Source organism: Streptomyces sp. Edi2 (genome assembly GCF_040253635.1).
Taxonomy (GTDB): domain Bacteria; phylum Actinomycetota; class Actinomycetes; order Streptomycetales; family Streptomycetaceae; genus Streptomyces.
The window spans coordinates 811,170-832,917 of the sequence record NZ_JBEJGX010000003.1 but is presented as its reverse complement, the minus strand read 5'-3'; the positions used below and the strand labels follow the sequence as shown (position 1 = coordinate 832,917).

19 protein-coding genes and 2 pseudogenes are annotated in these 21,748 nt (G+C 70.8%); 8 read left to right on the top strand and 13 right to left on the bottom strand.

The window, feature by feature from the left end; all coding sequences use genetic code 11:
• Window positions 1-15: 15 nt before the first annotated feature.
• Complete coding sequence (locus ABR737_RS07045) at window positions 16-1,689, bottom strand: L-lactate permease (RefSeq protein WP_350249325.1); 1,674 nt, start codon at window positions 1,687-1,689, stop codon at window positions 16-18.
• A gap of 213 nt (window positions 1,690-1,902) precedes the next feature.
• Between ABR737_RS07045 and ABR737_RS07040 the strand changes: the two genes are divergently transcribed.
• From ABR737_RS07040 to ABR737_RS07025, 4 genes are all read left to right on the top strand, one after another.
• Entirely contained in the window at window positions 1,903-2,670 is a 768-nt protein-coding gene (locus ABR737_RS07040; RefSeq protein ID WP_350249324.1) for a (Fe-S)-binding protein, read from the top strand.
• Window positions 2,667-4,247 (top strand): LutB/LldF family L-lactate oxidation iron-sulfur protein, encoded by a 1,581-nt coding sequence (locus ABR737_RS07035; protein ID WP_350249323.1) that lies wholly within the window; start codon window positions 2,667-2,669, stop codon window positions 4,245-4,247. The genes ABR737_RS07040 and ABR737_RS07035 overlap by 4 nt, the downstream gene beginning before the upstream one ends.
• Window positions 4,244-4,882, top strand: coding sequence for a LutC/YkgG family protein (locus ABR737_RS07030; protein WP_350249322.1), 639 nt, complete (start codon window positions 4,244-4,246; stop codon window positions 4,880-4,882). Before ABR737_RS07035 ends, ABR737_RS07030 begins: the two co-directional genes overlap by 4 nt.
• A gap of 142 nt (window positions 4,883-5,024) precedes the next feature.
• Window positions 5,025-5,651 carry a GntR family transcriptional regulator gene (locus ABR737_RS07025; protein WP_350249321.1) on the top strand — a complete coding sequence of 209 codons (627 nt, stop codon included), beginning with the start codon at window positions 5,025-5,027 and terminating at the stop codon, window positions 5,649-5,651.
• 17 nt (window positions 5,652-5,668) lie between these two features.
• Here ABR737_RS07025 and ABR737_RS07020 read toward each other — a convergent pair whose 3' ends face one another.
• Together ABR737_RS07020 and ABR737_RS07015 are read right to left on the bottom strand one after the other, a co-directional pair.
• Window positions 5,669-6,463, bottom strand: a complete 795-nt coding sequence (locus ABR737_RS07020) for a carbon-nitrogen hydrolase family protein (protein WP_350249320.1) — start codon at window positions 6,461-6,463, stop codon at window positions 5,669-5,671.
• Between the two features lie 71 nt (window positions 6,464-6,534).
• Entirely contained in the window at window positions 6,535-7,923 is a 1,389-nt protein-coding gene (locus ABR737_RS07015) for an MFS transporter (protein WP_502964290.1), read from the bottom strand.
• A gap of 126 nt (window positions 7,924-8,049) precedes the next feature.
• On the opposite strand from ABR737_RS07015, the gene ABR737_RS07010 reads away from it, so the two are divergent.
• Window positions 8,050-8,742 carry a DUF2848 domain-containing protein gene (locus ABR737_RS07010; RefSeq protein ID WP_350249319.1) on the top strand — a complete coding sequence of 231 codons (693 nt, stop codon included), beginning with the start codon at window positions 8,050-8,052 and terminating at the stop codon, window positions 8,740-8,742.
• An 82-nt stretch (window positions 8,743-8,824) separates the two neighbouring features.
• Here ABR737_RS07010 and aspA read toward each other — a convergent pair whose 3' ends face one another.
• From aspA to ABR737_RS06980, 6 genes are all read right to left on the bottom strand, one after another.
• Window positions 8,825-10,246, bottom strand: coding sequence for an aspartate ammonia-lyase (aspA, locus tag ABR737_RS07005; RefSeq protein WP_350249317.1), 1,422 nt, complete (start codon window positions 10,244-10,246; stop codon window positions 8,825-8,827).
• A gap of 61 nt (window positions 10,247-10,307) precedes the next feature.
• Window positions 10,308-11,339 (bottom strand): asparaginase, encoded by a 1,032-nt coding sequence (locus ABR737_RS07000; protein ID WP_350249316.1) that lies wholly within the window; start codon window positions 11,337-11,339, stop codon window positions 10,308-10,310.
• A 2-nt stretch (window positions 11,340-11,341) separates the two neighbouring features.
• The gene (locus ABR737_RS06995) at window positions 11,342-13,042 is read right to left on the bottom strand and encodes an amino acid permease (protein WP_502964289.1); all 1,701 of its coding nucleotides are present in this window, start codon (window positions 13,040-13,042) and stop codon (window positions 11,342-11,344) included.
• Window positions 13,039-13,776: a FadR/GntR family transcriptional regulator gene (locus ABR737_RS06990; protein ID WP_350249315.1), complete on the bottom strand. Its 738-nt coding sequence runs from the start codon at window positions 13,774-13,776 to the stop codon at window positions 13,039-13,041. Before ABR737_RS06990 ends, ABR737_RS06995 begins: the two co-directional genes overlap by 4 nt.
• Window positions 13,777-13,884: 108 nt before the next feature.
• The gene (locus ABR737_RS06985; protein ID WP_350249314.1) at window positions 13,885-14,487 is read right to left on the bottom strand and encodes a GNAT family N-acetyltransferase; all 603 of its coding nucleotides are present in this window, start codon (window positions 14,485-14,487) and stop codon (window positions 13,885-13,887) included.
• A 269-nt stretch (window positions 14,488-14,756) separates the two neighbouring features.
• Entirely contained in the window at window positions 14,757-15,845 is a 1,089-nt protein-coding gene (locus ABR737_RS06980) for an alcohol dehydrogenase catalytic domain-containing protein (protein WP_350249313.1), read from the bottom strand.
• 101 nt (window positions 15,846-15,946) lie between these two features.
• Here ABR737_RS06980 and ABR737_RS06975 point away from each other — a divergent pair, with 101 nt between their 5' ends.
• Window positions 15,947-16,840, top strand: a complete 894-nt coding sequence (locus ABR737_RS06975; protein ID WP_350249312.1) for a LysR family transcriptional regulator — start codon at window positions 15,947-15,949, stop codon at window positions 16,838-16,840.
• Window positions 16,841-17,020: 180 nt separating this feature from the next.
• Here the strand turns inward: ABR737_RS06975 and ABR737_RS06970 are convergent, their stop codons facing one another.
• The gene (locus ABR737_RS06970; RefSeq protein WP_350249311.1) at window positions 17,021-17,434 is read right to left on the bottom strand and encodes a hypothetical protein; all 414 of its coding nucleotides are present in this window, start codon (window positions 17,432-17,434) and stop codon (window positions 17,021-17,023) included.
• Window positions 17,435-17,728: 294 nt separating this feature from the next.
• The gene (locus ABR737_RS06965; protein ID WP_350249310.1) at window positions 17,729-18,709 is read right to left on the bottom strand and encodes a hypothetical protein; all 981 of its coding nucleotides are present in this window, start codon (window positions 18,707-18,709) and stop codon (window positions 17,729-17,731) included.
• Between the two features lie 208 nt (window positions 18,710-18,917).
• Here ABR737_RS06965 and ABR737_RS06960 point away from each other — a divergent pair.
• Window positions 18,918-19,575: pseudogene (locus ABR737_RS06960) on the top strand (transposase); the annotation flags it as partial.
• On the opposite strand, the gene ABR737_RS06955 reads toward ABR737_RS06960, so the two are convergent.
• Window positions 19,570-20,430 carry a TetR/AcrR family transcriptional regulator gene (locus ABR737_RS06955; protein WP_350249309.1) on the bottom strand — a complete coding sequence of 287 codons (861 nt, stop codon included), beginning with the start codon at window positions 20,428-20,430 and terminating at the stop codon, window positions 19,570-19,572. The pseudogene ABR737_RS06960 and the gene ABR737_RS06955 overlap by 6 nt on opposite strands.
• 12 nt (window positions 20,431-20,442) lie before the next feature.
• On the opposite strand from ABR737_RS06955, the gene ABR737_RS06950 reads away from it, so the two are divergent.
• Complete coding sequence (locus tag ABR737_RS06950; RefSeq protein ID WP_350249308.1) at window positions 20,443-21,447, top strand: right-handed parallel beta-helix repeat-containing protein; 1,005 nt, start codon at window positions 20,443-20,445, stop codon at window positions 21,445-21,447.
• Between the two features lie 72 nt (window positions 21,448-21,519).
• Here ABR737_RS06950 and ABR737_RS06945 read toward each other — a convergent pair.
• Window positions 21,520-21,663: pseudogene (locus tag ABR737_RS06945) on the bottom strand (DUF2268 domain-containing putative Zn-dependent protease); the annotation flags it as partial.
• Window positions 21,664-21,748 lie beyond the last annotated feature (85 nt).

Genomic DNA, 21,748 nt, shown 5'->3' with positions numbered 1-21,748 from the left:
CTCCGGCCGGTCCCCCTACGGCAACATCCACGACAGCACCGGCAGTGACTGCAGAGCGACCAGGACGCACAGCACCGCCAGCATCGCGACGCTGTATCCCGCGACCTTGCGCAGCAGGATCCGCTCGGTGCCGGGCTGTTCCACCGCGGTCGCCGCGATGGTCAGGTTCTGCGGGCTGATGAGTTTGCCGACGACTCCGCCGGTGGTATTGGCGGCCACCAGCAGGGTCGGGTCGATGCCCACGGCCTTTCCCGCGGTCTGCTGGAGCGTGGCGAACAACGCGTTCGACGAGGTGTCCGAGCCGGTGACGGCGGTGCCGAGCCAGCCGAGGACCGGGGAGAGCACGGCGAAGAAGCCGCCGGTGGCGGCGAGCCAGGTGCCGATGGCGAGGGTCTGGCCCGACTGGTTCATCACGTAACTCAGGGCCAGGACGGTGGCGACCGTGGCGATGGCGGTCCGCATGTTCCGCACGGTGCGCCCGGCGCAGACCAGGCCCGTGCGCGCGGTCATCGGGAAGCGGTCGGAGTCCTTGGCGCGGCTGTAGACCAGCATCACGAGGAGGCCGGAGAAGATGAGCAGGGAGCCGGGGTTGGCCAGGACCTCCAGCTTGTAGACCGCGCTGCCCGCGGGGGAACCGTCGGCGGCCAGGAGATTCCCGTACAGGCCGGGCCAGTTGAGCTGGAGGGTGGCGGCGCCGAGCAGCCGGGGTATGTCGAGCCCGCCGATGCGGAGCTTGGCGAGAGCGAAGACCGCGATCACCAGAAGGTACGGCAGGACGGCGAGGCAGACGCGGCGGCCGGTCAGCGGTTCGGCCTCGACCCGGGAGCGCTGGTCGTCCGGCGTGGTGGGGGACCAGAAGCGCAGCATGACCACGGCGGCGCCGAAACCGGCGAGTGCGGCGACGACATCGGTGAGCTCGTACGCGAAGTGGGCCGAGCACCAGAACTGGGCGAGGGCGAACACCGACCCGGTGACCAGGGCGATGGGCCACAGCTGCCGTAGCCCGCGCCGCCCGTCGACGAGGAAGAGCAGCAGCAACGGGACGAAGAGGGCGAGCAGCGGGCTCTGACGTCCGATCACGCCGGCGAGGTCCCCGGCCGGTATGCCGGTGAGGGTGCCCGCGGTGGTGATGGGGATGGCCATGGCGCCGAAGGCGACGGGTGCGGTATTGGCGACCAGGACGGTCACGGCCGAGGTGAGCCGCGGCAGCCCGAGCGCCATCAGCATGGCGGCGGTGATCGCGACAGGGGCGCCGAACCCGGCGAGGGCTTCGAGGAGTCCGCCGAAGCAGAACGCGATGAGCATGGCCTGGATGCGCAGATCGCCGCGGCCGACGGAGTTGAAGGAGCGGCGCAGGTCCTCGAAGCGGTTGCTGACCACGGTGAGTTCGTAGAACCAGATGGCCGAGACCACGATCAGCATCACCGGGAAGAGGCCGAAGGTCAGGCCCTGGGTGGCGGACAGGACGCCGAGCTGCAGGGGCATCCCGTAGCCGAGGACCGCGACCAGCAGCGCGGCCAGCAGGGCGCCGAGGGCGGAGTGCAGCGCCGGGCGCCGGGCCGCCATCAGCAGCACGAAGAAGGCCGCCAGGGGCACCAGACCCAGGAGGGCGGTGGCGGTGAGACTGTCCCCGACGGCGGCCACGTCGGGGGTGTAGGCCGCCAGGACGGCGGGTGGTGTGGTGGCCACGGAGTGCTCCTCATCGAGTCATCGAGATCTGCGCGCCGTCCGGCAGGTCGGAACCTCCCGTGCCCGGCGGGAGCGGCGCGCCCGGTGGCTGAGAATCGGCCCTCAGTAGCCCATTGAAGATGTCGCATGTCAATAAGGTCGGACCAAACTTCGCCCTTACTTTTCTCTTCGGTCCGGAGCACGTATGGTCGGACCATAAGTGAGGGAGGCTTCATGCGCATCGCGCTCTTCGCCACCTGCCTGGGAGACACGCTCTTCCCTGAGGCGGTGAAATCCACCGCGGTCCTGCTGGCCCGTCTGGGGCACGAGGTGGTGTTCCCGCCGCAGCAGACCTGCTGTGGCCAGATGCATGTCAACACCGGCTATCAGCGGGAGCCGGTGCCGCTGGTGCGGAACTTCGCCGAGCAGTTCGGCGACCCGTCGATCGAGGCGGTGGTGATGCCGTCCGGCTCGTGTGCGGGCTCGGTCCGCCATCAGCACGAGACCGTCGCCGCACGGTACGGGGACGCCGCGCTGCGCGCCGGGGTCGCCACCGTGAAGACCAAGACGTACGAGCTGTCCGAATTCCTCGTCGACGTACTCGACGCGACCGACGTCGGCGCTTACTTCCCCCACCGCGTGACCTACCACCCCACCTGCCACTCCCTGCGGATGCTGCGGGTGGGCGAGAAACCGCTGCGGCTGCTGCGCGCCGTCGAGGGCATCGACCTGGTGGAACTTCCCGAGGCCGACGCATGCTGCGGCTTCGGCGGCACCTTCGCGGTCAAGAACGCCGGCACGTCCACCGCGATGCTGCGGGACAAGATGGACCACATCGCCGGCACCGGCGCCGAGGTGTGCACAGCGGGCGACTCGTCCTGTCTGATGCACATCGGCGGCGGCCTCTCCCGCATCAAGGCCGGTACGCAAACACTGCACTTGGCGCAGATCCTCGCTGCCACCCGCACTGCGCCCCACGCCCTGACGGAGGCCGCCCGATGAGCACTCCGACCGGCCCCTCGACGCGCGGCACCTTCCTCGGCATGCCCGCCGTCCCCCCGCGCTCCCCGTACGGCACGGGCCATCTGCGGGGCGAGCGCACCTTCCCCCGGGCCGCCCAGGACGAGCTGGGCAACGAGCAGTTGCGCCGCAATCTGGGCAAGGCCACCCACTCCATCCGCGCCAAGCGCCTGGACGTCACCGGTGAACTGCCCGACTGGGAGGCACTGCGCGACGCCGGCTCGGCGATCAAGACCGACACCATGAACCGGCTGCCCGAGCTGCTGGAGCAGTTGGAGCGGAAGGTCACCGAGCACGGCGGCACCGTCCACTGGGCGCGCGACGGCATCGAGGCCAACGAGATCGTCACCCGGCTGGTCCGGCGGACCGGCAGCGACGAGGTCCTGAAGGTCAAGTCCATGGCCACCCAGGAGATCGGCCTCAACGAGCATCTGGAGAGCCAGGGCATCACCGCCCTGGAAACCGACCTGGCCGAGCTGATCGTGCAGCTCGCCGACGACCGTCCCTCGCACATCCTGGTCCCCGCGATCCACCGCAACCGCGACGAGATCCGGGAGATCTTCCTCCGCCGGATCCCCGGCGTCGACCCCGCGCTGGAGGCCACCCCCGCCGAACTGGCCGCCGCGGCACGGGCGTATCTGCGCGAGAAGTTCATGACCGCCAAGGTGGCCGTCTCCGGCGCCAACTTCGGGATCGCCGAGACCGGCACCCTGTCGGTGGTCGAGTCCGAGGGCAACGGCCGGATGTGCCTGACCCTGCCCGAGACGCTGATCACCGTCATGGGCATCGAGAAGGTCCTGCCGCGCTTCCAGGACCTGGAGGTCTTCCTCCAGCTGCTGCCGCGCTCCTCGACCGGCGAGCGGATGAACCCGTACACCTCGCTGTGGACGGGCGTGACGCCGGGCGACGGCCCGCAGGAGTTCCACCTGGTGCTGCTCGACAACGGGCGGACGGCGGCGCTCGCCGACACGATCGGGCGCGAGGCGCTGAACTGCATCCGCTGCTCGGCCTGCCTCAACGTCTGCCCCGTGTACGAGCGGACCGGCGGCCATGCCTACGGATCGACCTACCCCGGCCCGATCGGCGCGGTGCTCACCCCGCAGCTCGCCGGTATGCATGCCGCCAAGGACGACCCCAACAGCTCGCTCCCGTACGCCTCCAGCCTGTGCGGGGCCTGCTTCGACGCCTGTCCGGTGAAGATCGACATACCGTCGCTGCTGGTCGAGCTGCGGCACCAGCACACCGAACAGTCCGGAACGACCGCCGAGAAGCTGGCGATGAAGGCCGCGGCCTCGGTCATGAAGCTGCCGAAGCTGTTCACGGCCGCACAGAAAGCGGCGGGGCTCGGGCGCGTGGTGGCCGGGCGGAACGGCACGTTCTCCCGTCTGCCACCGCCGTTCCGGGGCTGGAGCGACAGCCGCGACACCCCGGCCCCGCCGAAGCAGTCCTTCCGCTCCTGGTTCGCTTCCGCCGACGGCGCGGCCGCGATGCGGGCGGCGGCGGAGGACGGCGCACGGCAGACCGACGACGATCCAGACAACCCACAGGAGGCACAGTGACCGCGACCGCACGGGAGACGGTGCTGCGACGCGTCCAGGACGCGCTGGCCCGCTCCGACCGGCCCGAGGTGACCGTCCCCCGCGCCTACCGCACCGGACGCGCCCTCCCCGACGGGGAACGGCTCGCCCTCTTCACCGACCGGCTCGTCGACTACAAGGCGCAGGTGCGCACCTGCACGGCCGGCACCACCGCGGCGGTGATCGCCGAGGTGCTACGGGCACACGGCGCACGGCGGATCGGGGTCCCTCCGGGGCTCGATCCGGCCTGGCTGGCCGGGTGGGAGGGGGAGGTCCGCACCGACTCCCCGGACGTTCCGGCGCCCCGGCTCGACGCGCTGGACGGGGTGGTCACGGCCTCCGCCGTCAGCTGCGCCGAGACCGGCACGATCTTCCTGGACGGCGCCGCGGCGGACCAGGGACGGCGCGCGCTCACCCTCGTCCCCGATCTGCATGTGTGTGTCGTCGACCTGTCGTCGGTGCGGACCGGCGTGCCGGAGGCGGTGGCGGACCTCCGGCCGGAGCATCCGACCACACTGATCAGCGGCCCCTCGGCCACCTCCGACATCGAGCTGGAGCGGGTGGAGGGCGTGCACGGCCCGCGCACCCTGGAGGTGGTGATCCGCACCGACGTCTGACGGTGATCCGTACCGACGTATGAAGGGGACGCATGACATTCCGCCAGGAACGGTGAGCACGGCGCGTTGTCGCGGGCGTGCACCATGTAACCTGCGCATACGTGTTGTATGCAATTTCCAGAGGGCAGGGGAGAGCGGGCGGATGCAGTCGGGGCGCGAGAAGGCCTACGCGTATCTCAAGGACAGCGTGCTGACCGACCCGGAGATGCAGGACCGGTTCCTGTCCGAGCAGGAGATCGCGGACCGGATCGGTGTCTCCCGCACTCCGATCCGCGAGGCCCTGCTGCTGCTCGCCGCCGAGGACCTGGTGCGGCTGGTGCCCAAGCGCGGCGCGCACATCGCCCCGCTGTCCGGCCGTGAGATCAGGGAGCTGATGGAGATGCGCGGCCTGATCGAGCGCTTCGCCGCGCAGCGCACGACGGGCCACGGGACCGCACCCGTCGACGAGATGGCGGACATCCTGGCCCACCAGGACACCCTGCGGGGGGAGGCGACCACCAAGGAGTTCATCGACGCCGACCACCGCTTTCACGCCACTCTCGTCGCCGCCGTCGGCAACACGTTGATGAGCCGCCAGTACGACGCCCTGCGCAGCCGCCAGATCCGGGCCGGCGTCCTGGCCCTCTACCGCTCCGGCAACCGCCAGGACGAGGTACTCGCCGAGCACCGGCAGATCCTCGATGGCTTGGTGGCCGGGGACGCCGCGGCCGCCTGTGCGGCCATCGACAGCCACATCGAGGCGACCCAGCGCATCCTCCTGGCCGCCTGACCCGCGGCGGCCCGGGCCTACAGCTTCCGGTTGTCCAGCACCGCCACGGCCCGCCGCACCCGGGTGGCCTCCTCGGGGTCCACGTCCGCGACCAGCAGGTCGGCCGTGCCGCCCAGCTGAGCGCGGACGGTTCCGTCGGGTCCGATCAGCGCGGTGTGCCCGACGCCGTTCGGCGCCTCGGCGGGGGCCTCCGGGTCGGCCTGGGGATCCGGGGCGGCCTGGTCGACGGCCGCGAGCCAGAGCGTCGCGTCCAGGGCGCGCGCCCGCACCAGCAGGTCCCACTGCGCGCGCTTGCCCGGCCCCGCGGCCCAGGAAGCAGGCAGCAGCGACAGCGTCGCCCCCGCGTCCGCATGCGCCCGGAACAGCTCCGGGAACCGCAGGTCGTAGCACGTCGCCAGGCCCACCCGGACGCCGTCTACATCGATCGTCACCACCCGGTGGCCAGGGGCGACCGTGTCGGACTCCCGGAAGCCGAACGCGTCATACAGGTGGATCTTGTCGTAGGACTCCTCGACCTCGGGTCCGGTGGCCAGCAGGGTGTTGGCCACCCGCCCGTCGGGCGCGGGGGTGAACATGCCCGCCACCACCGTCACCCCCGTCTCCCGGGCAACCGCCCTGACCCCTTCGGCCCACGGCCCGTCCAGCGGCTCGGCCACCGCCGCGAGCGGCGTCCCGAACCGCACCATGGCGGCCTCGGGCAGGACCACCAGCCGGGCCTCCTCGCGCGCCGCGCGACGGACCCACTCCTGGACGTCCACGAGGTTTTCCTTCGGATCGGTCGATGCCGTCATCTGGCACAGCGCGATGCGCATACGGATCTCTCTTCTCTCGTGCCGGTCGGTGTCGTCGGAACTCTGCGGAACCTGGTGCCGGGCGGACCGCCTCAGCGGCCGGGTGCCTCCCGGACCATCCTCCCCGGCGACTGCCCGGCACCCTTCGCCGGGCGGATGAACTCCTCGTCCTCATCGTGCGCCGGATCCCGCCCCAGCAGCACGCCCACGATGGTGACCACGGCGGTTCCGGCCAGATACAGCGCCAGCGGCAGCCAACTGCCGAACGAGCCCAGCAGCGCGGTGAACAGCAGCGGGGCGACGGCCCCGCCGATCACCCCGGCCAGCGTGTACGCCAGCGACGACCCGGTGTAGCGCAGTCGCGGGGTGAACTGCTCGGCGACGAACGCGGCCTGCGGCCCGTACAGCAGGGAGTGGATCGCCAGCGCCACCACCACGCCCAGCACCAGCAGTCCCCAGGAACCGCTGTCCGCCATCGGGAAGAAGACAAACGGCCACACCGCCGCGGCGGCCGCGCCGGCGAGGTACATCCGGCGCCGGTTCCAGCGGTCCGACAGCGCCCCGGCCAGTGGGATCAGCACGATCTGCAGCGCCGAGCCGATCAGTACGGCGGCCAGCGCCTTTCCGCGGGGCAGGCCCAGGTGCTCGGTGGCGTAGGTGAGGACGAAGACGGTGAACATCGCATAGAGCACGTCCGGTGCGACCCGGCTGAGGATCGCGGCCACCAGGGCCCGCGGCTGGGTCGTGAACACCTCGCGGATCGGCGCCTGGGACCGGTTGCCGCTCGCCTCCATGGCCCGGAACACCGGGGTCTCCTCCAGGCGCACCCGGATCCACAGCCCGAAGACCACCAGGACGCCGGAGAGCAGGAAGGCGATCCGCCAGCCCCAGGCCAGGAACTGCTGCTCGGTCAGGAGCGAGCCCAGGGCCGCCAGCACGCCGTTGGCCATCAGATTGCCGACGGGCGGGCCGATCTGCGCCGCCGAGGCCCAGAAGCCGCGCTTGCGGGAATCCCCGTACTCGCTGCTCAGCAGTACGGCGCCACCCCATTCGCCGCCGACGCCGACGCCCTGGGCGAAGCGCAGCAGGACCAGCGCGGCCGGCGCGGCCGGGCCGATGGCGGCCTGGGTGGGCAGCAGGCCGATCAGCACCGTCGCGGTTCCGATCAGCACCAGCGTCGCCACCAGCACCTTCTTGCGGCCGATGACATCCCCGAGCCGCCCGAAGAGGAACCCGCCGAGCGGCCGCGAAACGTAGCCGACGGCATAGGTGGAGAACGCCAGCAGGGTGCCGGTCAGCGCGTCGGCCGACGGGAAGAAGAGCTTGCCGAAGACCAGCGCCGAGGCGGCCGAGTAGACCGCGAAGTCGTACCACTCCAGCGAGGTGCCGGTCAGGCTGGCGACGAAGGCGCGCACCAGCGCGCCACGGTCGGGGCGGGGCGCCTTGCGGAGCTGCGCCCCGGGGTGTTCTTCGTTGTCCATGGGTCAGGGCCACCTCGGAGTCGGTTGCTGCACTGCAGGGCATACTTGCTGTATACAAGGCGTATGCGCAACCCTTCCGGGGAGCGAATTTACTTCCGCGCAACCCACTGTGACCTGGAGGAACCCATGGCCGCTCTGACCTTCGAGCTCCCTGACGGAACACAGCGCAGGGTCGAGGTGTCGAGGCTGCTCAACGCCGGATACGCCGGCCGCAGCCAAGCCGATGTGGCCGCTCATGTCGCGGAACTGGCCGCGCTCGGCGTGCCCGCGCCGTCCACCGTCCCCGCCCTCTACCCGGTCGCGCCCTACCTGGGCCAGCAGACCGCCGAGGTCCCGGTGCAGCACGCCCGCACCTCGGGCGAGGCGGAGTGGGCGCTCGTCGTGGACGAGACCGGGGATCTGCTCCTCACCGCGGCCTGCGACCACACCGACCGCGCACTGGAGACGCACGGCGTGGCCTGGAGCAAGAACGCCGGCCCCGATGTGCTCGCCCGTACGGCATGGCGCCTGGCCGATGTCGCCGACCGCCTCGACACCCTGACCCTGCGTGCCTGGGTGACCCCCGTCGGCGGCGGGGAGGAAGTCCTCCTCCAGGACGGGACGGCGGGTGAACTGCTGACTCCCGGCTACTGGGCCGAGGTCCTGCGCGAGCGCGGTGACCTGCGGCCCGGCACGGTCCTGATATCGGGCACCATCCCGATGCGCGAGGGCGTCGACCAGTTCGCGGCCCGCTGGCGCGTCGAGCTCGCGGACCCGGCCACCGGGAACGTCATCGCGCTCGCCTATGACGTCGTCTCGATGCCGGAGCCGATCGGCTGATCCGCGAGTGCGACACTCCGGTCCGTACGGGACCGGAGTGTCGCGGCTGCCGCTGCCGCTGCTGCCGCGGTCCGGCGAGGGCTCAGACCCCGGCCGTCTCCCTGCCCGTGCCGGCGATCTCCTCCGGGCGCAGCAGGGCGGCGAGCCGGTCGGCCGGGAGCAGCCCCTGCTCCAGGACCAGTTCGGCGACGCCGCGCCCGGTGGCGAGCGCTTCCTTCGCGATCGCGGTGGCCGCGGTGTAGCCGATGTGCGGGTTGAGCGCGGTGACCAGCCCGATGGAGTTCTCCACGCTTGCGCGCAGCGTCTCGGTGTTGGCGGTGATGCCCGCGACGCAGCGCTCGGCGAGGGTGCGGCAGGCGGCCCCCAGGTGGGTGATGCTCTCCGAGAGGGAGTGCAGGATCACCGGCTCGAAGGCGTTGAGCTGGAGCTGGCCCGCCTCGGCGGCCATGGTGATGGTGACGTCGTTGCCGATGACCTCGAAGGCGACCTGGTTGACGACCTCGGGGATCACCGGGTTGACCTTGCCGGGCATGATGCTCGAACCGGCCTGCACCGGCGGCAGGTTGATCTCCGCGAGGCCCGCTCGCGGCCCCGAGGAGAGCAGCCGCAGATCGTTGCAGCTCTTGGAGAGCTTGACGGCGACGCGCTTGAGGACACCCGACAGATGGACGAACGCCCCGCAGTCCTGGGTGGCCTCGACGAGGTTGGCGGCGGTGACCAGGGGCAGGCCGGTGAGCGCGGCCAGGTGCTCGCGGGCCGCTTCGGCGTAGCCCCGGGGGGCGTTGAGGCCGGTGCCGATGGCCGTGGCGCCGAGGTTGATCTCGTGGATGAGCAGGACCGCCTCCGCCAGCCGGCTCTGGTCCTCCTCCAGCATCACCGCGTACGCCGAGAACTCCTGGCCCAGGGTCATCGGCACGGCGTCCTGGAGCTGGGTGCGCCCCATCTTGAGGACGTCACGGAACTCCTCGGCCTTGGCGGCGAAGGCCTCGCGCAGCACGGTCATCGCCTCGAGCAGTTCCCGTACGGCGATGATCGTGGCGACATTGACGGCCGTCGGGTAGACGTCGTTCGTCGACTGGCTGAGGTTGACATGCTCGTTGGGGTGCAGCCGGCCGTAGTCGCCCTTGTCGTGGCCCAGGATCTCCAACGCCCGGTTGGCGATCACCTCGTTGGCGTTCATGTTCGTCGACGTACCGGCACCGCCCTGGATGACATCGACGATGAACTGGTCGTGCAGCCGCCCGCCGTCCCGGATCTCCCGGCAGGCGGCGGCGATCGCGTCGGCCCGCTCGGAATCGAGCAGTCCGAGATCCTGGTTGGCGCGGGCCGCGGCCTCCTTGACGGCGGCGAGCGCATCGATCAGGTGCGGGTAGGTGGCGATCGGCGTACCGGTGATGGGGAAGTTCTCCACGGCGCGCAGGGTGTGCACGCCCCAGTACGCGTCGGCGGGTATCTCGCGGTCGCCGAGCAGATCGTGTTCGCGGCGGTGGCCGGCGGCAGTCATGGTGCAGGTGGTCCTTTGTGAGGTGGGGGAGGGGGGAGGCCCAGAGGGGAAGGGCGCAGCGTCAGACGTCGCGTGAGGCCAGCGCTTCCGTCGCCCGCAGCGTGCCGACCGGCGCGCCACCGCCGATGACGGGTGTGGCGGCGAAGGGGGCGAGGACGGCCGGGTCGACTCCGCAGTGCGCCAGGGCGGCCGCCGTCACGGGCATCCGGGCGCGGTCGGCGCCGTCGGCTATCTTCACGCCGACCGCCCGCCCGTCCGGCAGCGCCGCGATCTGCACCCCCTCGAAGCCGTCCTTGGCCAGCAGGCCCGGCACCGCCCGCACCAGGCGGGCCACGTCCCGGCCGCTGCCGGAGACCATCGCCGGGTGCTCGCGCATGGCGTGGGCGACGCTGCCCTCGTCGGTGCCGGGGGCGGCCGTCGCCAGGCGGGCCGCGGCCCGGGTCAGACCGTGCAGGGACACGGCGAACAGCGGGGCGCCGCAGCCGTCGACGGTGACATGGGCGATGCCCTGGCCGGTGAGGTCCGCCACGGTCGCGGCGAGCTCCTGCTGCAACGGATGCGCCGGGTCGAGGTAGTCGTCCAGCCGCATGCCCCGGGTGCGGGCGGTCAGCAGCATGGCCGCGTGCTTGCCCGAGCAGTTCTGCGCGAGCCGGGTGGGCCCGAGGCCGCGGCGGATCCACTCGTCCCGTACGGTCGGGTCGTACGGCAGATCCGGGACATTGCGCAGGTCGTCCTCGGTGAGTTGGCCGAGGGCCAGGATGTCCCGTGCGGCGGCCAGGTGCGGTTCCTCGCCGGAGTGGCTGGCCGCGACGAGGGCCAGCAACGGGTCGTCCAGCGGCGGCAGCCCCGCGCGCAGCAGGCCGACCGCCTGTAGCGGCTTGAGCGCCGAGCGCGGGTAGAACGCGGCCTCGATGTCGCCCGCCTGGAATTCCACGCTCCCGTCGGCCGCCAGCACCACGACCGAGCCGTGGTGGACGCCCTCGACGAGTCCGCCGCGCACCACATGGGCGACGGGCACATGGGCCGGTTCGCGGACCACGGGCGGTTCGCCCGCGGCGCGGTGCGGCGGCAGGGTGGTGGTGCTCTGACTCATGATCAGTTCTCGGTGCTTTCCGTGCTGTTGGGGCTGTTGGAGCTGTTGGTGCTGCTCGTGCTGTCAGTGGTGCTGGTGCTCGTGCTGTCAGTGGTGCTGCTGCTGGTGCTGGTGTTGCCGGTGTGGGTGCCGGTGCCGGGGTCGACCTCGCTGTGCGGGGCGGGTGCCGTGTTGCCGGGGCCGGCCGTGACGGCGGTGCCGTCGGTGGCCCCGGGCCCGCCGCTCCCGCCCGCCGCCGCGTCCCGGAGGGCGCCGACCCGGCCCCGTACCAGGAACCAGCCGCCGACCAGCAAGGCCACGATCGCGGGCAGGGCCAGTACGGTGGTGCGGCCGGCTCCGCCGTCGGCCCACATCAGCACCAGGACGAAGGCCAGGAAGGCCAGCGTCACGCTCTCGGTCCAGGGCGAGCCGGGGAGCCGGTAGCCGGGGCGGACGAGCAGCCCGGCCCGGGCCTTCCGCCAGAAGAGCAGATGACAGACCATGATCACGGCCCAGGTGCTGAGGATGCCGATCGCCGCGAAGTTCAGCACGATCTCGAACGCCTCGCTCGGCACGACGTAGTTGAGGCCCACGCCCAGGACGCAGATCCCCGAGGTGAGCAGGATGCCGCCGTAGGGGACCTGGCTGCGGCTCATCACCCCGGTGAACCGCGGTGCGGAACCGGACATCGCCATCGAGCGCAGAATGCGCCCGGTGGAGTAGAGGCCGGAGTTGAGGCTGGACATCGCGGCGGTGAGCACGACGAGGTTCATCACGCCGCCCGCGGCCGGTATCCCGACACGGGACAGCACGGTGACGAAGGGGCTCTCGTCGGCCGAGTACGAGGTCCAGGGCAGCAGCATCGCCAGCAGCACCACCGAGCCGACGTAGAACAGCGCCACCCGCCACATGATGGAGTTGATCGCCTTCGGCATGACCTTCGCCGGATCCGCGGTCTCGCCCGCCGTGACACCGACCAGTTCGACCGACGCGTAGGCGAACACCACACCCTGGATGACCAGCAGCATCGCCAGAGCCCCGGTCGGGAAGAGGCCGCCGTGGTCGGCGATCAGCGAGGGGCCGGGGGTGGTGCCGCCGACCGGGTGCCGGGTGACGAGCAGGAAGATGCCGATCAGCATGAAGACGACCAGCGCGCCGACCTTGACGATCGAGAACCAGAACTCCAGCTCGCCGAAGATCTTCACGGAGATGAGGTTCACGGTCAGCACCACCGCGAGCGCGATCAGCGCGATCACCCACTGCGGGACGTCGGAGAACATGCCCCAGTAGTGCGTATACGTCGCCACCGCCGTGATGTCGGCGATTCCGGTGGTCGCCCAGTTCAGGAAGTACATCCAGCCCGCGACGAACGCCCCCTTCTCACCGAGGAATTCGCGGGCGTACGACACGAACGCACCCGAGGACGGCCGGTGCAGCACCAGCTCACCCAGCGCGCGCACCACCAGGAACGCGAACAGACCGCAGACCGCGTATGCCACCGCCAGCGACGGCCCGGCCCCGGCGAGCCGGCCGCCGGCGCCGAGGAAGAGCCCGGTGCCGATGGCCCCGCCGATCGCGATCATGTTGATGTGCCGGGACGTGAGGGACTTCTGATACCCGGCGTCACCGGCGTCCACATGCTCGCCGGACGGCCGCTGTGTGCCGTCCTGCCCCGCGCCCTGTCGTTGCTGCCGTTCCGGCTTCCGGAGGGATTGCTCGCTCACGCGTGATCCTCGTCTTCCGTGGAAGGGCTCGCACGGTGTGGTGGCCGCACGATGGTGGTCAGCGTCGTCTCGACGCGTGCGAGGTGGTGCGCCATGGCTTCCACCGCGTCGTGCTCACTGCTGTCGACAAGCGCCTCGACGATCGCCCGGTGTTCGCGGTTCGACTGCTCGCGCCGCCCGCCGAGCTCATTGAGGAAGGCCGACTGGCGGGCCAGCGCATCGCGGATCTCCTCGATGACCCGGCGGAAGACCGGATTGCGGGCCGCCTGGGCGACGGCGAGGTGGAAGAGGGAGTCCATCGCCACCCATGCGGTGGTGTCGGTCTCCTGCTCCATCCGCTCCAGCAGACGGTTCAGCTGATCAAGGTCCTCGGGCGTACGGCGCACTGCCGCGTAACCGGCCACCGGGATCTCGACGTGCCGGCGCACTTCCAGGAGGTCGCTCGCCGCGTAGTCGCCGAAGGTGGGGTCCGCCACTGCGCCGTCGGAGACGACGAAGGTGCCCTTGCCGGTACGCGAGACGGTCAGCCCCATGGTCTGGAGTGCGCGCAGCGCCTCCCGGAGCACGGGTCTGCTCACTTCCAGCCGACGGCAGAGCTCCGCCTCCGAGGGGAGCTTGTCCCCGACGGCGTAATCACCCCGCTCGATCGCGTCGCGCAGATGGTGCAGGACCGCTTCCATTGCGCTGATCCGACGGGGCGCCTCGCCAGCTGTCTGGCTGTCTGACAGGTTCACCCCGGGATCGTCAGGCCCGGCCGGGGGAGCTGTCAAGAGAGGGAGCGCAGGGGATTCTCCCGGGAGTGACCCCTGTGCCTCTCCGTGGCGACGCCGCCACTGCTGGTGCTACTCCCGCTGTCCCTGCTGCCCCGGCTGCCCGTTGCCACGGAAGTCGACCATGTAGAAGACCTTGTCGTAGCGGCGCCCGCCCATGGCGACGAACTCGGGAAGACGGCCGTATTCGCGAAAGCCGAGCGACCGGTAGAGACGCAGCGCCCTGGTGTTGTCCGCCCGCGCGTCCAGGGTCAGGACCTCGATCCCGGCCTCCCGGGCGTCCCCGACCAGCGCGGCGGTCAGCGACCGCCCCACACCCCGGCCGTGCGCCTCGGGCGCCACCGCAAGCTTCTCCAGGTCAGCGTGCTGCCGATGGGTCGGACGGGCATAGCGCAGCCAGTACCCCAGTCCGACCAGCCGGCGCCCGTCGTACGCCGCCCGCAGCGCCCCGTCCCCGGCCCGCGCGGCGCACAGCACCCGCTCGACGAGCTCCGCCACCTCCTCCGCCGGAGGCGGGTCGGTCCACCCGAGCGGGGCGCCGCCCCGCACCAGCTCCGCCAGGATCCGGTGCGCCGCCGCGGCGAACCCCGCCGCCAGCTCCGGATCGGCGCACAGCCGAATCGCATCGACGATGTCGGGCTCGGGGTGAGTCCTACCGGGGGGCGCGGCATTCATGACGGGCAGCCTAAGGGCTTGCCCGTAAGTGATCTCCGTTGGCCGGTCTGGCCAGTTGGGCCATGACGCGGGCGGGCGGTGACGAGATGCCTCTGAGAGGGCGGTTCGTGACTCTTCAGGTGGTTCTGTGGTCGCCTGATGGTGTGGGTGTGAGCGGAAATCGCTGGTCTGCGGTCTGCGGTCTGCGGCCTGTTGGGGTGGTGGGGTAAGTGAACGCACGCCGTATCCAGAAGGGCGGTCGTGCGGGTGGTGGGGATCAGCGGGCCTTGTCAGCCGGCCAGTGGGGTGAGGCTGGTGCGGTCGAACGGGCCACCGTGCGCGGCGGCATACGCGATGGCGTCGTTGACGGCATCGAGGCCGAACGACCGTACTCGTTCGGGGGCGAGATCCAGAGTGCCCGAGGCGAGGAGCCGGATGATGCCGACGTTGGCTGTGCGCGGGTACATCCACTGCCCGCGCACGGTGATCGAGTTGCGCATGATCCATGGGTACGGGAGTGCGAGGTCGTCGCCACCGAGCATGCCGACGCCGCCCATGAGGACGACGCGGCCGTACTCGCGAACGGTCATGGCCGCCGCGCGCGACGCTGAGCTGGGTGCGCTCGGCGGGAGCAAGTCGATCACCATGTCGATCGGGCCGTCGGCCGCCGCGGACATCGCCGCGCGGTCGGTGGCCTCATCTCCGGTCAGCGGGACCGGGCGCAGCCGCGGACCGAACCGGTCGGCGAGGAGGTCGAGCGCGGCCTGGTTGCGGCCCGGGGCGACCACGCGGCCCGCTCCCATCGCGAGCGCGACCGCGACCGCGCTGCTGCCGAGGTTGCCGGTGGCCCCGCTGACGAGCAGCGTCTCGCCGGCTGCGAGCCCGCCTGCCAGCAGCCCGCCGTAGGAGATGGCGTGCACGGTGAGTGCGGCCCAGCGGGCCGGATCGTCGCCTGCCGCGGTGGGCAGCGGGAAGACGTTCTCCGTCGGGACCCGCATGAGCTCGGCGAACGGACCGTCGTGCAGGTACCGGGCGAGCCGCGCGCCGCCCTCGCCGCGCGAACTCCAGCCCTGGAGCGTGATGTCGGGCGTCAGGGCGTCGTCCCGCGAGCGCACCGTCGAGTCGCACCACACCAGGTCGCCGACGCGCAGCCGGGTGGCGTCCGGGCCGATGTGGATGATCCGCCCCACGCCGCCGACACCGGGCACGACAGGAGGGACAAGGGGGTAGTTCCGCTTGCCGCCGAAGACTTCGGCCGCGTAGGGCGCCACGCCGGCGGCGAGGACCTCGACCACCACCTCACCGCCCCCGGCCTCGGGGTCGGGCACCTCCCGCACCGTGAGCGGGGCGCCGAACTCCGTCAGAACTGCTGCTCGCACGTGATGACCTCCGTGTTCGTCCGTGCTCGGGGGATCGACACTAGGAGCTGGGTGAGCATGCGGGAAGCGATGATCTGGCATCCGTGGTATGCGTATGCCGCATGGACATCTCCAGCGCGGGATTGCGGGTCCTGCGGCAGATCGCTGAGTCCGGCAGCTTCACCGCGGCAGCTGCCCGACTGGGCTACACGCAGTCGGCCGTCTCACGCCAGGCCGCAGCCCTCGAACGCAGCGCCGACACCACCCTGTTCGAACGCCGCCCGGACGGGGTACGGCTCACTCCCTCCGGCTTGACCCTGCTGCGGCACGCCCACACAGTCCTGGCCGCGCTCGCAGCGGCCGAGCGTGAGCTCACCGGCAGCGTCCCGCGGACCGAACTGGTGCGGCTCGGAGTAGTCGCGAGCGCGGGCGCGGCGATCCTGCCCGCCGCACTCGCACACCTCGCGGCGGCCGACCCGCAGATCACGGTCACCACCACAGAGGGCACCACGCCCACCCTGATCCGGGCGCTGCGCGCGGGCTCGCTCGACCTCGCCGTGCTGACGTCCCGCCCACCCCACCGGCCCTTCGACGGCGACTCGCCGCGCCTGCACATCGAGACCGTCGCGGACACCGAACTGGCCGTGGCAGTGCCCTCGACCGGAGAGTTCGCCGGACGCGCCACAGTGCACGTCGACGAGCTGGTCGACGCCGCGTGGATCGCCACCCCGTCATCAAGTTCTGAGCCGCTGCTCGGCGTCTGGCCCGGCCTGCCCGGACGGCCTCGCGTCATCCACTCCGCGCGCGACTGGCTGACGAAGCTCCAGCTGGTCGCCGGCGGCTTCGGCGTGACGACGGTGCCGTCCGGGCTCTCACCGGTGCTGCCGCCCGGCGTGAGCCTGCTGCGCGTCGACGGCGCACCCCCCGAGATCCGCAGGGTGCTCGTGGCACGCCTCCCCGGCCACCCCGCCCCGGCGATCACGACCGTCATCCGAGCGATCACTTCGACCGCCTGAACCGCCGCCAGGGCCGCGCACGATCGCGTGTACCTTTCCCCCTCACGGATGGGCACCGCGGTCACCGTCGGCCTGTTCTTCGCGGTACTGGCGATCGGCCTCGCCGTCGTCACGGCCCTGCACGAACTCCTCGCGCCCCGGGGCCGCACCGGCACTTCAGCGGGCCTCGTGGGCCGGGAGTCAAGCGCGCAGCCCGAGGTGCCGGTCGAGGCAGCCGCGCAGGCGGGCCGAAGCTCCCCGCAGGGAGCCGAGTTGGCACACCTCGTCCGTCGTCAGTTCCGTCCGCCCTGCCAGCGCGAGCACGGCGGCGTAGGGGCGTTCGCCCTCGGCGAGCCTGGCCGCCGTGGCGGCGAGGACGGCTTGCAACACCGTGCGGTCCGCACGGGGATGTTCCGCCAGCAGCAGGAGGAGTCTGTTGTCGTTCCAGGTACTGTCCCGTGCCGTGCTCAGTTCCAGCAAAGTGTCGGGCGCCGTATGGGGATTGACGGCCAGCGCCTGCCAGACGAAGGGGTACGGGCTTCGTGCGAGGCGATGCAGGACGGAGCTGTCGTTCTCGGTGTCCGCCAGTTCGCGGTAGTCGGCAGGCGTAGGCACGGACATGCTCCTTGGGATCGTCGAGCGGGCCATGTTGTCATCAGGGCTCGCCCACCCGTGTGCAGGGGGTTTTGACCGCAACCGGTTCGGCCATCACTTACGGGGCAGGCCGCAGGGCCCCGCAGGGCGTGTCCGCACGGCCCGTTCGGCCTGCGGAAGAACCCGGCCTTCGGGTCTCCGCGCAGGCCGACTACCGCTCATCGCTCGGGCACCTACGAATCGGCGAACCCCCTGACCAGTGGCAGAGCTGTCGGAGGGCCGCCTCTCCGGCCTGATGCTGCGCCAGAGACGTGCTCAGGCGGCTGTCTCGGTCACCGCGGCGTGATCGTGAACACCGTCGTCGAAGATGACGGTCAGCGGTTGGGTGCCGTGGCGGCTGGTGGTCGTCAAGTCCTCGGCGAGCCGCCGGTAGAAGGCACTGGCCATGGCCCAGGTCCCATCCATGGAGGCAGCGGAACGAGTGTCGCGCAGCGCGATGAGGAGGCCGATGACAGAGCGACCGGACAGCACCGCCCGGATCCGTCCATCGCCCTCGTCGCAGACCTCGGTGGTCTTGCAGAAGTGCTCGTTCTCGGACGCGCATGCGGCAAGGAAGTCCCACGCCTCGCGGTGACAGATCAGTGCCACCCTCCCGGTCACCGCTGCGGTCAACAGCAAGGCCCCGTGGTCGATCTTCTCTCGGGTCTCGCGCTGGATCCGGTCCATCCGCTCCGCGTCGGCATTGCCGTCGGCCGACTCCGTGCCATCATCCGCAGCGGGTGCTGTTTCGCCTTCCCCAATTGCAGGCTGGTGTGTCGGATTGTCAGCGTCATCGCTGATGTGCTGTGTGTGCGTCTCCTCGTGGGGCTCCGGGCTCTCGGTTGGTGCGCCGACCTTGGGTGCCAGCGGGGTGTGCCCTTCGCCGGTGGCGACGGCCGGGGAGCAGGAAGACTCGGACTGCACGATCAGGTCAAGGTCGTTGGCAGGCGCAGGTGTCGGCTCAGGGGCCTGGAAGACGGGGTGCCCGGCCAGATCATCGAGCGACCTCTGAAGCGCGGCAAGGGCGTTGGTGATTTCGCTGACCTCCTGGTGAAGGGCAGCGACGGCCTTGTTCGTCTCTCCGACAGCGGTGGCGGCGTGGTTGGCCCGGTTGCGGGTCTCGCGGGCCTCGTTCCGCAGATTGCCGACTTCTGTGGTGACGGCCTCCAGGACCTCGCGGCGCGAGTCGTCCAGGCGCTGCCCCACCGAGGAGATCTCCTCGCTCAACGCTCTGCGCGAGTCGAGCAAAGCCGTCATGAAGTCACCGTTGCGCGCCACATGCACCCCCATACGGAAGGTAATCGAATGATTCCGCTACGGAGTGTGCCTGTGTGGCTGATCCGGTGGTGCACAAACCGCATATCCAGCCCCCGTCAGGCCGAAAACCACCCAGCCACCTACGCTGCACCCGCTGTCGCGGCACAGAAAAGTGCCGGAAGGCCCGACCTTCCGTCCTGGTCGATAGCGTCGTCGACGTGAGCACACGCTGATCCTCGGCGTCCGAGCCCTCACCGCGCTCACCGCCTATGACCGCATGATCAGGCTCGGCCTGGAGCAGCTCAGCGCCGACGACTGCCAGACCAAGGCCCCCTCGGGCGGCGAGTGCGCGGGCAAGAGCCCGTCGACCGGTACAAACAAGGCGTCAAACGCTCACAGCTCATCGAGGCGTACGGCATCCCGCTGGTCACCGAGCCCGCACCGGCCAACATCCGCGATCACACCCTGCTGCCCGCCACTCTCGACCGCTACGACGACCTTGCCAAGACGCTCGGCCCGCTGCCCGCACGCTCGGCGCTGAGCCGGGATGCGGGCTACGACTACCGGCCGGTCTACACCGACCTCGACGCACGAGGCATCACCGCGAAGATTGCCAAACGGGGCGAACAGACCCCGATCCAAGCCGACGGGCGGTGGGTCGTGGAGCGCACGAACTCATGGACGAACAACTTCGGCAAAATCCGCCGATGCTCCGAACGTCGCCGTGCCTGCGTCGAGTTCTTCATCGCTCCAGCCGCCGCGATGATCACCGTCCGTAGCCTCATCCGCGGGCGTGGACCCTCTGTCGCTGGCCCGAGCGCCCCCGCCCCCCCGCATCCGACGACCTACGGCGGACGCCCTCATAGGGCGTTACCAGCAGAACTGACGGGTACCCCAGAACCGGCGGATGCCGAGTTCGCCGATCGGCGCTGCCGGTAGGCCCGTTGCTGGCAGGCGCGGGAGCAGTAGTCCCGTGGACGCCCCCGACGCGCCCCGTCCAACTCGGAGCCGCAGACCAAGCACTGTCCTGCGTGGGACTGCAACGCATTTACGTCACACTTTTCATCACGTCGGCGCCGGATGAGCAGTTCGACGCCGTCGAGGGTGCGGGCCAGACCGAAGTCGAAGGGGTCCTCGGGCTCGTCGAAGCCACCGGCCTGCCACAGGCGGCCGAGCGCGGGGTACGGGCGCATGCGCTCGAACAATTCCTCCCGGCTGTGCCACCACTGCGAGTTTGAGACGCCGGACTCCCGTTCCTCGCGCAGGACTTCGTGGACCTGCAGGGCGGCGGTCTTCACGAAGCCGCCGACCAGCTGCACCACCGCGACCACCTCGGACGCCTGGAGGCCCATCCCCTCGACGATCCGCAGTGCGCGGTCGTAGTCGGCCATGATGTTCGGGCCAGGCAGCCGGCGACTGCCCGCGGTGTGCACAAGCCACGGATGCCGCAGGTGCAGGGCCCAGTGCGCGCGAGCCCACGCCTCCATGCCGCTGCGCCAGTCGCCGTCCTCGGCCCCAGGGTGGTCGGGGGCGGCCACGTCGAGTTCGCCGACCACGGTGTCCCGCATCAGCTCGATCAACTCCGCCTTGCCGGGCACATGCCGGTAGAGCGACATCGTCGTGAATCCCAGCCGCTCGGCCACCCGCCGCATGGACAGCGTGGGCAGCCCTTCGGCATCGGCGACCTCGATCGCCGCCGCGACGATCCTGGTCAGGTTCAACCCCGTTCTGCCGTGGCTCCCCTTGGCGCCCCAGAGCAGTTCGACGATGTGACGCTGCGAGGCCTGACCTTCTCCCACGCCGGCTGGACCGAACCGGACGGTCCCCACGGGTTCCTGCACTTCTTCGCCAACACCTATTACAGCGGCGGTGAGCTGCAAAAGGTCGAACTTGCCGAAGGAAACGCCCATGTGACGATCCCGGCAGCACCCCGGTTCGTGCCGGCCAACGTCGAGTTCACCGCCGCGGTGAGGGTCGCACTCCACGACAACACGTTCACCCGGCTCGGTGGCGGGGCGATCGGCTTCGCGGGCCGGGGCCGCGACAACGCGGTGGTCGGCAACCAGATCGAGGACGTCTCAGGCAGCGCCGTGACCGTCGCCTCCGGCACCGGTACCCGGATCCAGCAGAACTTGATCCACCACATCGGTCGCGAATACCACGGCTCACCCGCCGTCTGGGTCATGGACGCACGCGAGGTGACGGTGGTTCACAACGAGATCCACGACGTGCCCTACAGCGGGATCGTCGTCACCGGCGGCAGCCAGGCCGCCCGGGTCCAGGTCATCGAGAACCTCATCCACCACACCATGACAGCGCTGGCCGACGGCGGCGGCATCTACCTCAACGGCAGACAGGGGACCTCCTACGCCGACGGCACTCTGGTACGAGGCAACGTTATCCGCGACACCATCACCCCCTACAACTTCGGCCTCTACACCGACTACGGTGCCGCCTGGGTGACCGTGCAAGGCAACGTCGTCCACCGCAGCGACACCCCGATCGTGCTACGGGTGACGCCCCCGCTGGAGAATGTCGCCTTCCTGGACAACTTCTGGGACGACCGCCCCACCGAGGCCGACACCCCGCCGAGCGGAGTTACCCTCGCCAGGAACAAGGTGCTGCCCAAGGACGGCTTCGAGGAGGCTCTGGCTGCCGATCCCGCCGGCTCCGCCATACTGGCTTCCGCAGGCCGGGGTGCTCCGCCCGTCGGCCCGAGTCCCGGCCAGGCCGTGTGACCCTCCCCAGCTCGGAGACTCCGCCGGCAGAACTCGGGCACCACACACCCCCTGACCACTGCATGACGGGCCTACGCTCTGGGCGGCGGTCAGGCCGGAGGCTGCCAGGTGGGCGTCCACGATTCGCAGTCCCGCCGCATAGCCGGCGAAGTCCGGCAGGCCCACGGGCGGCTGCCCCATGAGCGGCGCGGTGGCGTCACCGAAGACGTACGCGGGCGGGCTCACCTCGCCGATCTTGCGGATCGTGGTGGCGGGCGGCCCTGCGGGCGCCGACGGCTCGGACAGCCGTATGAAGGGTCGA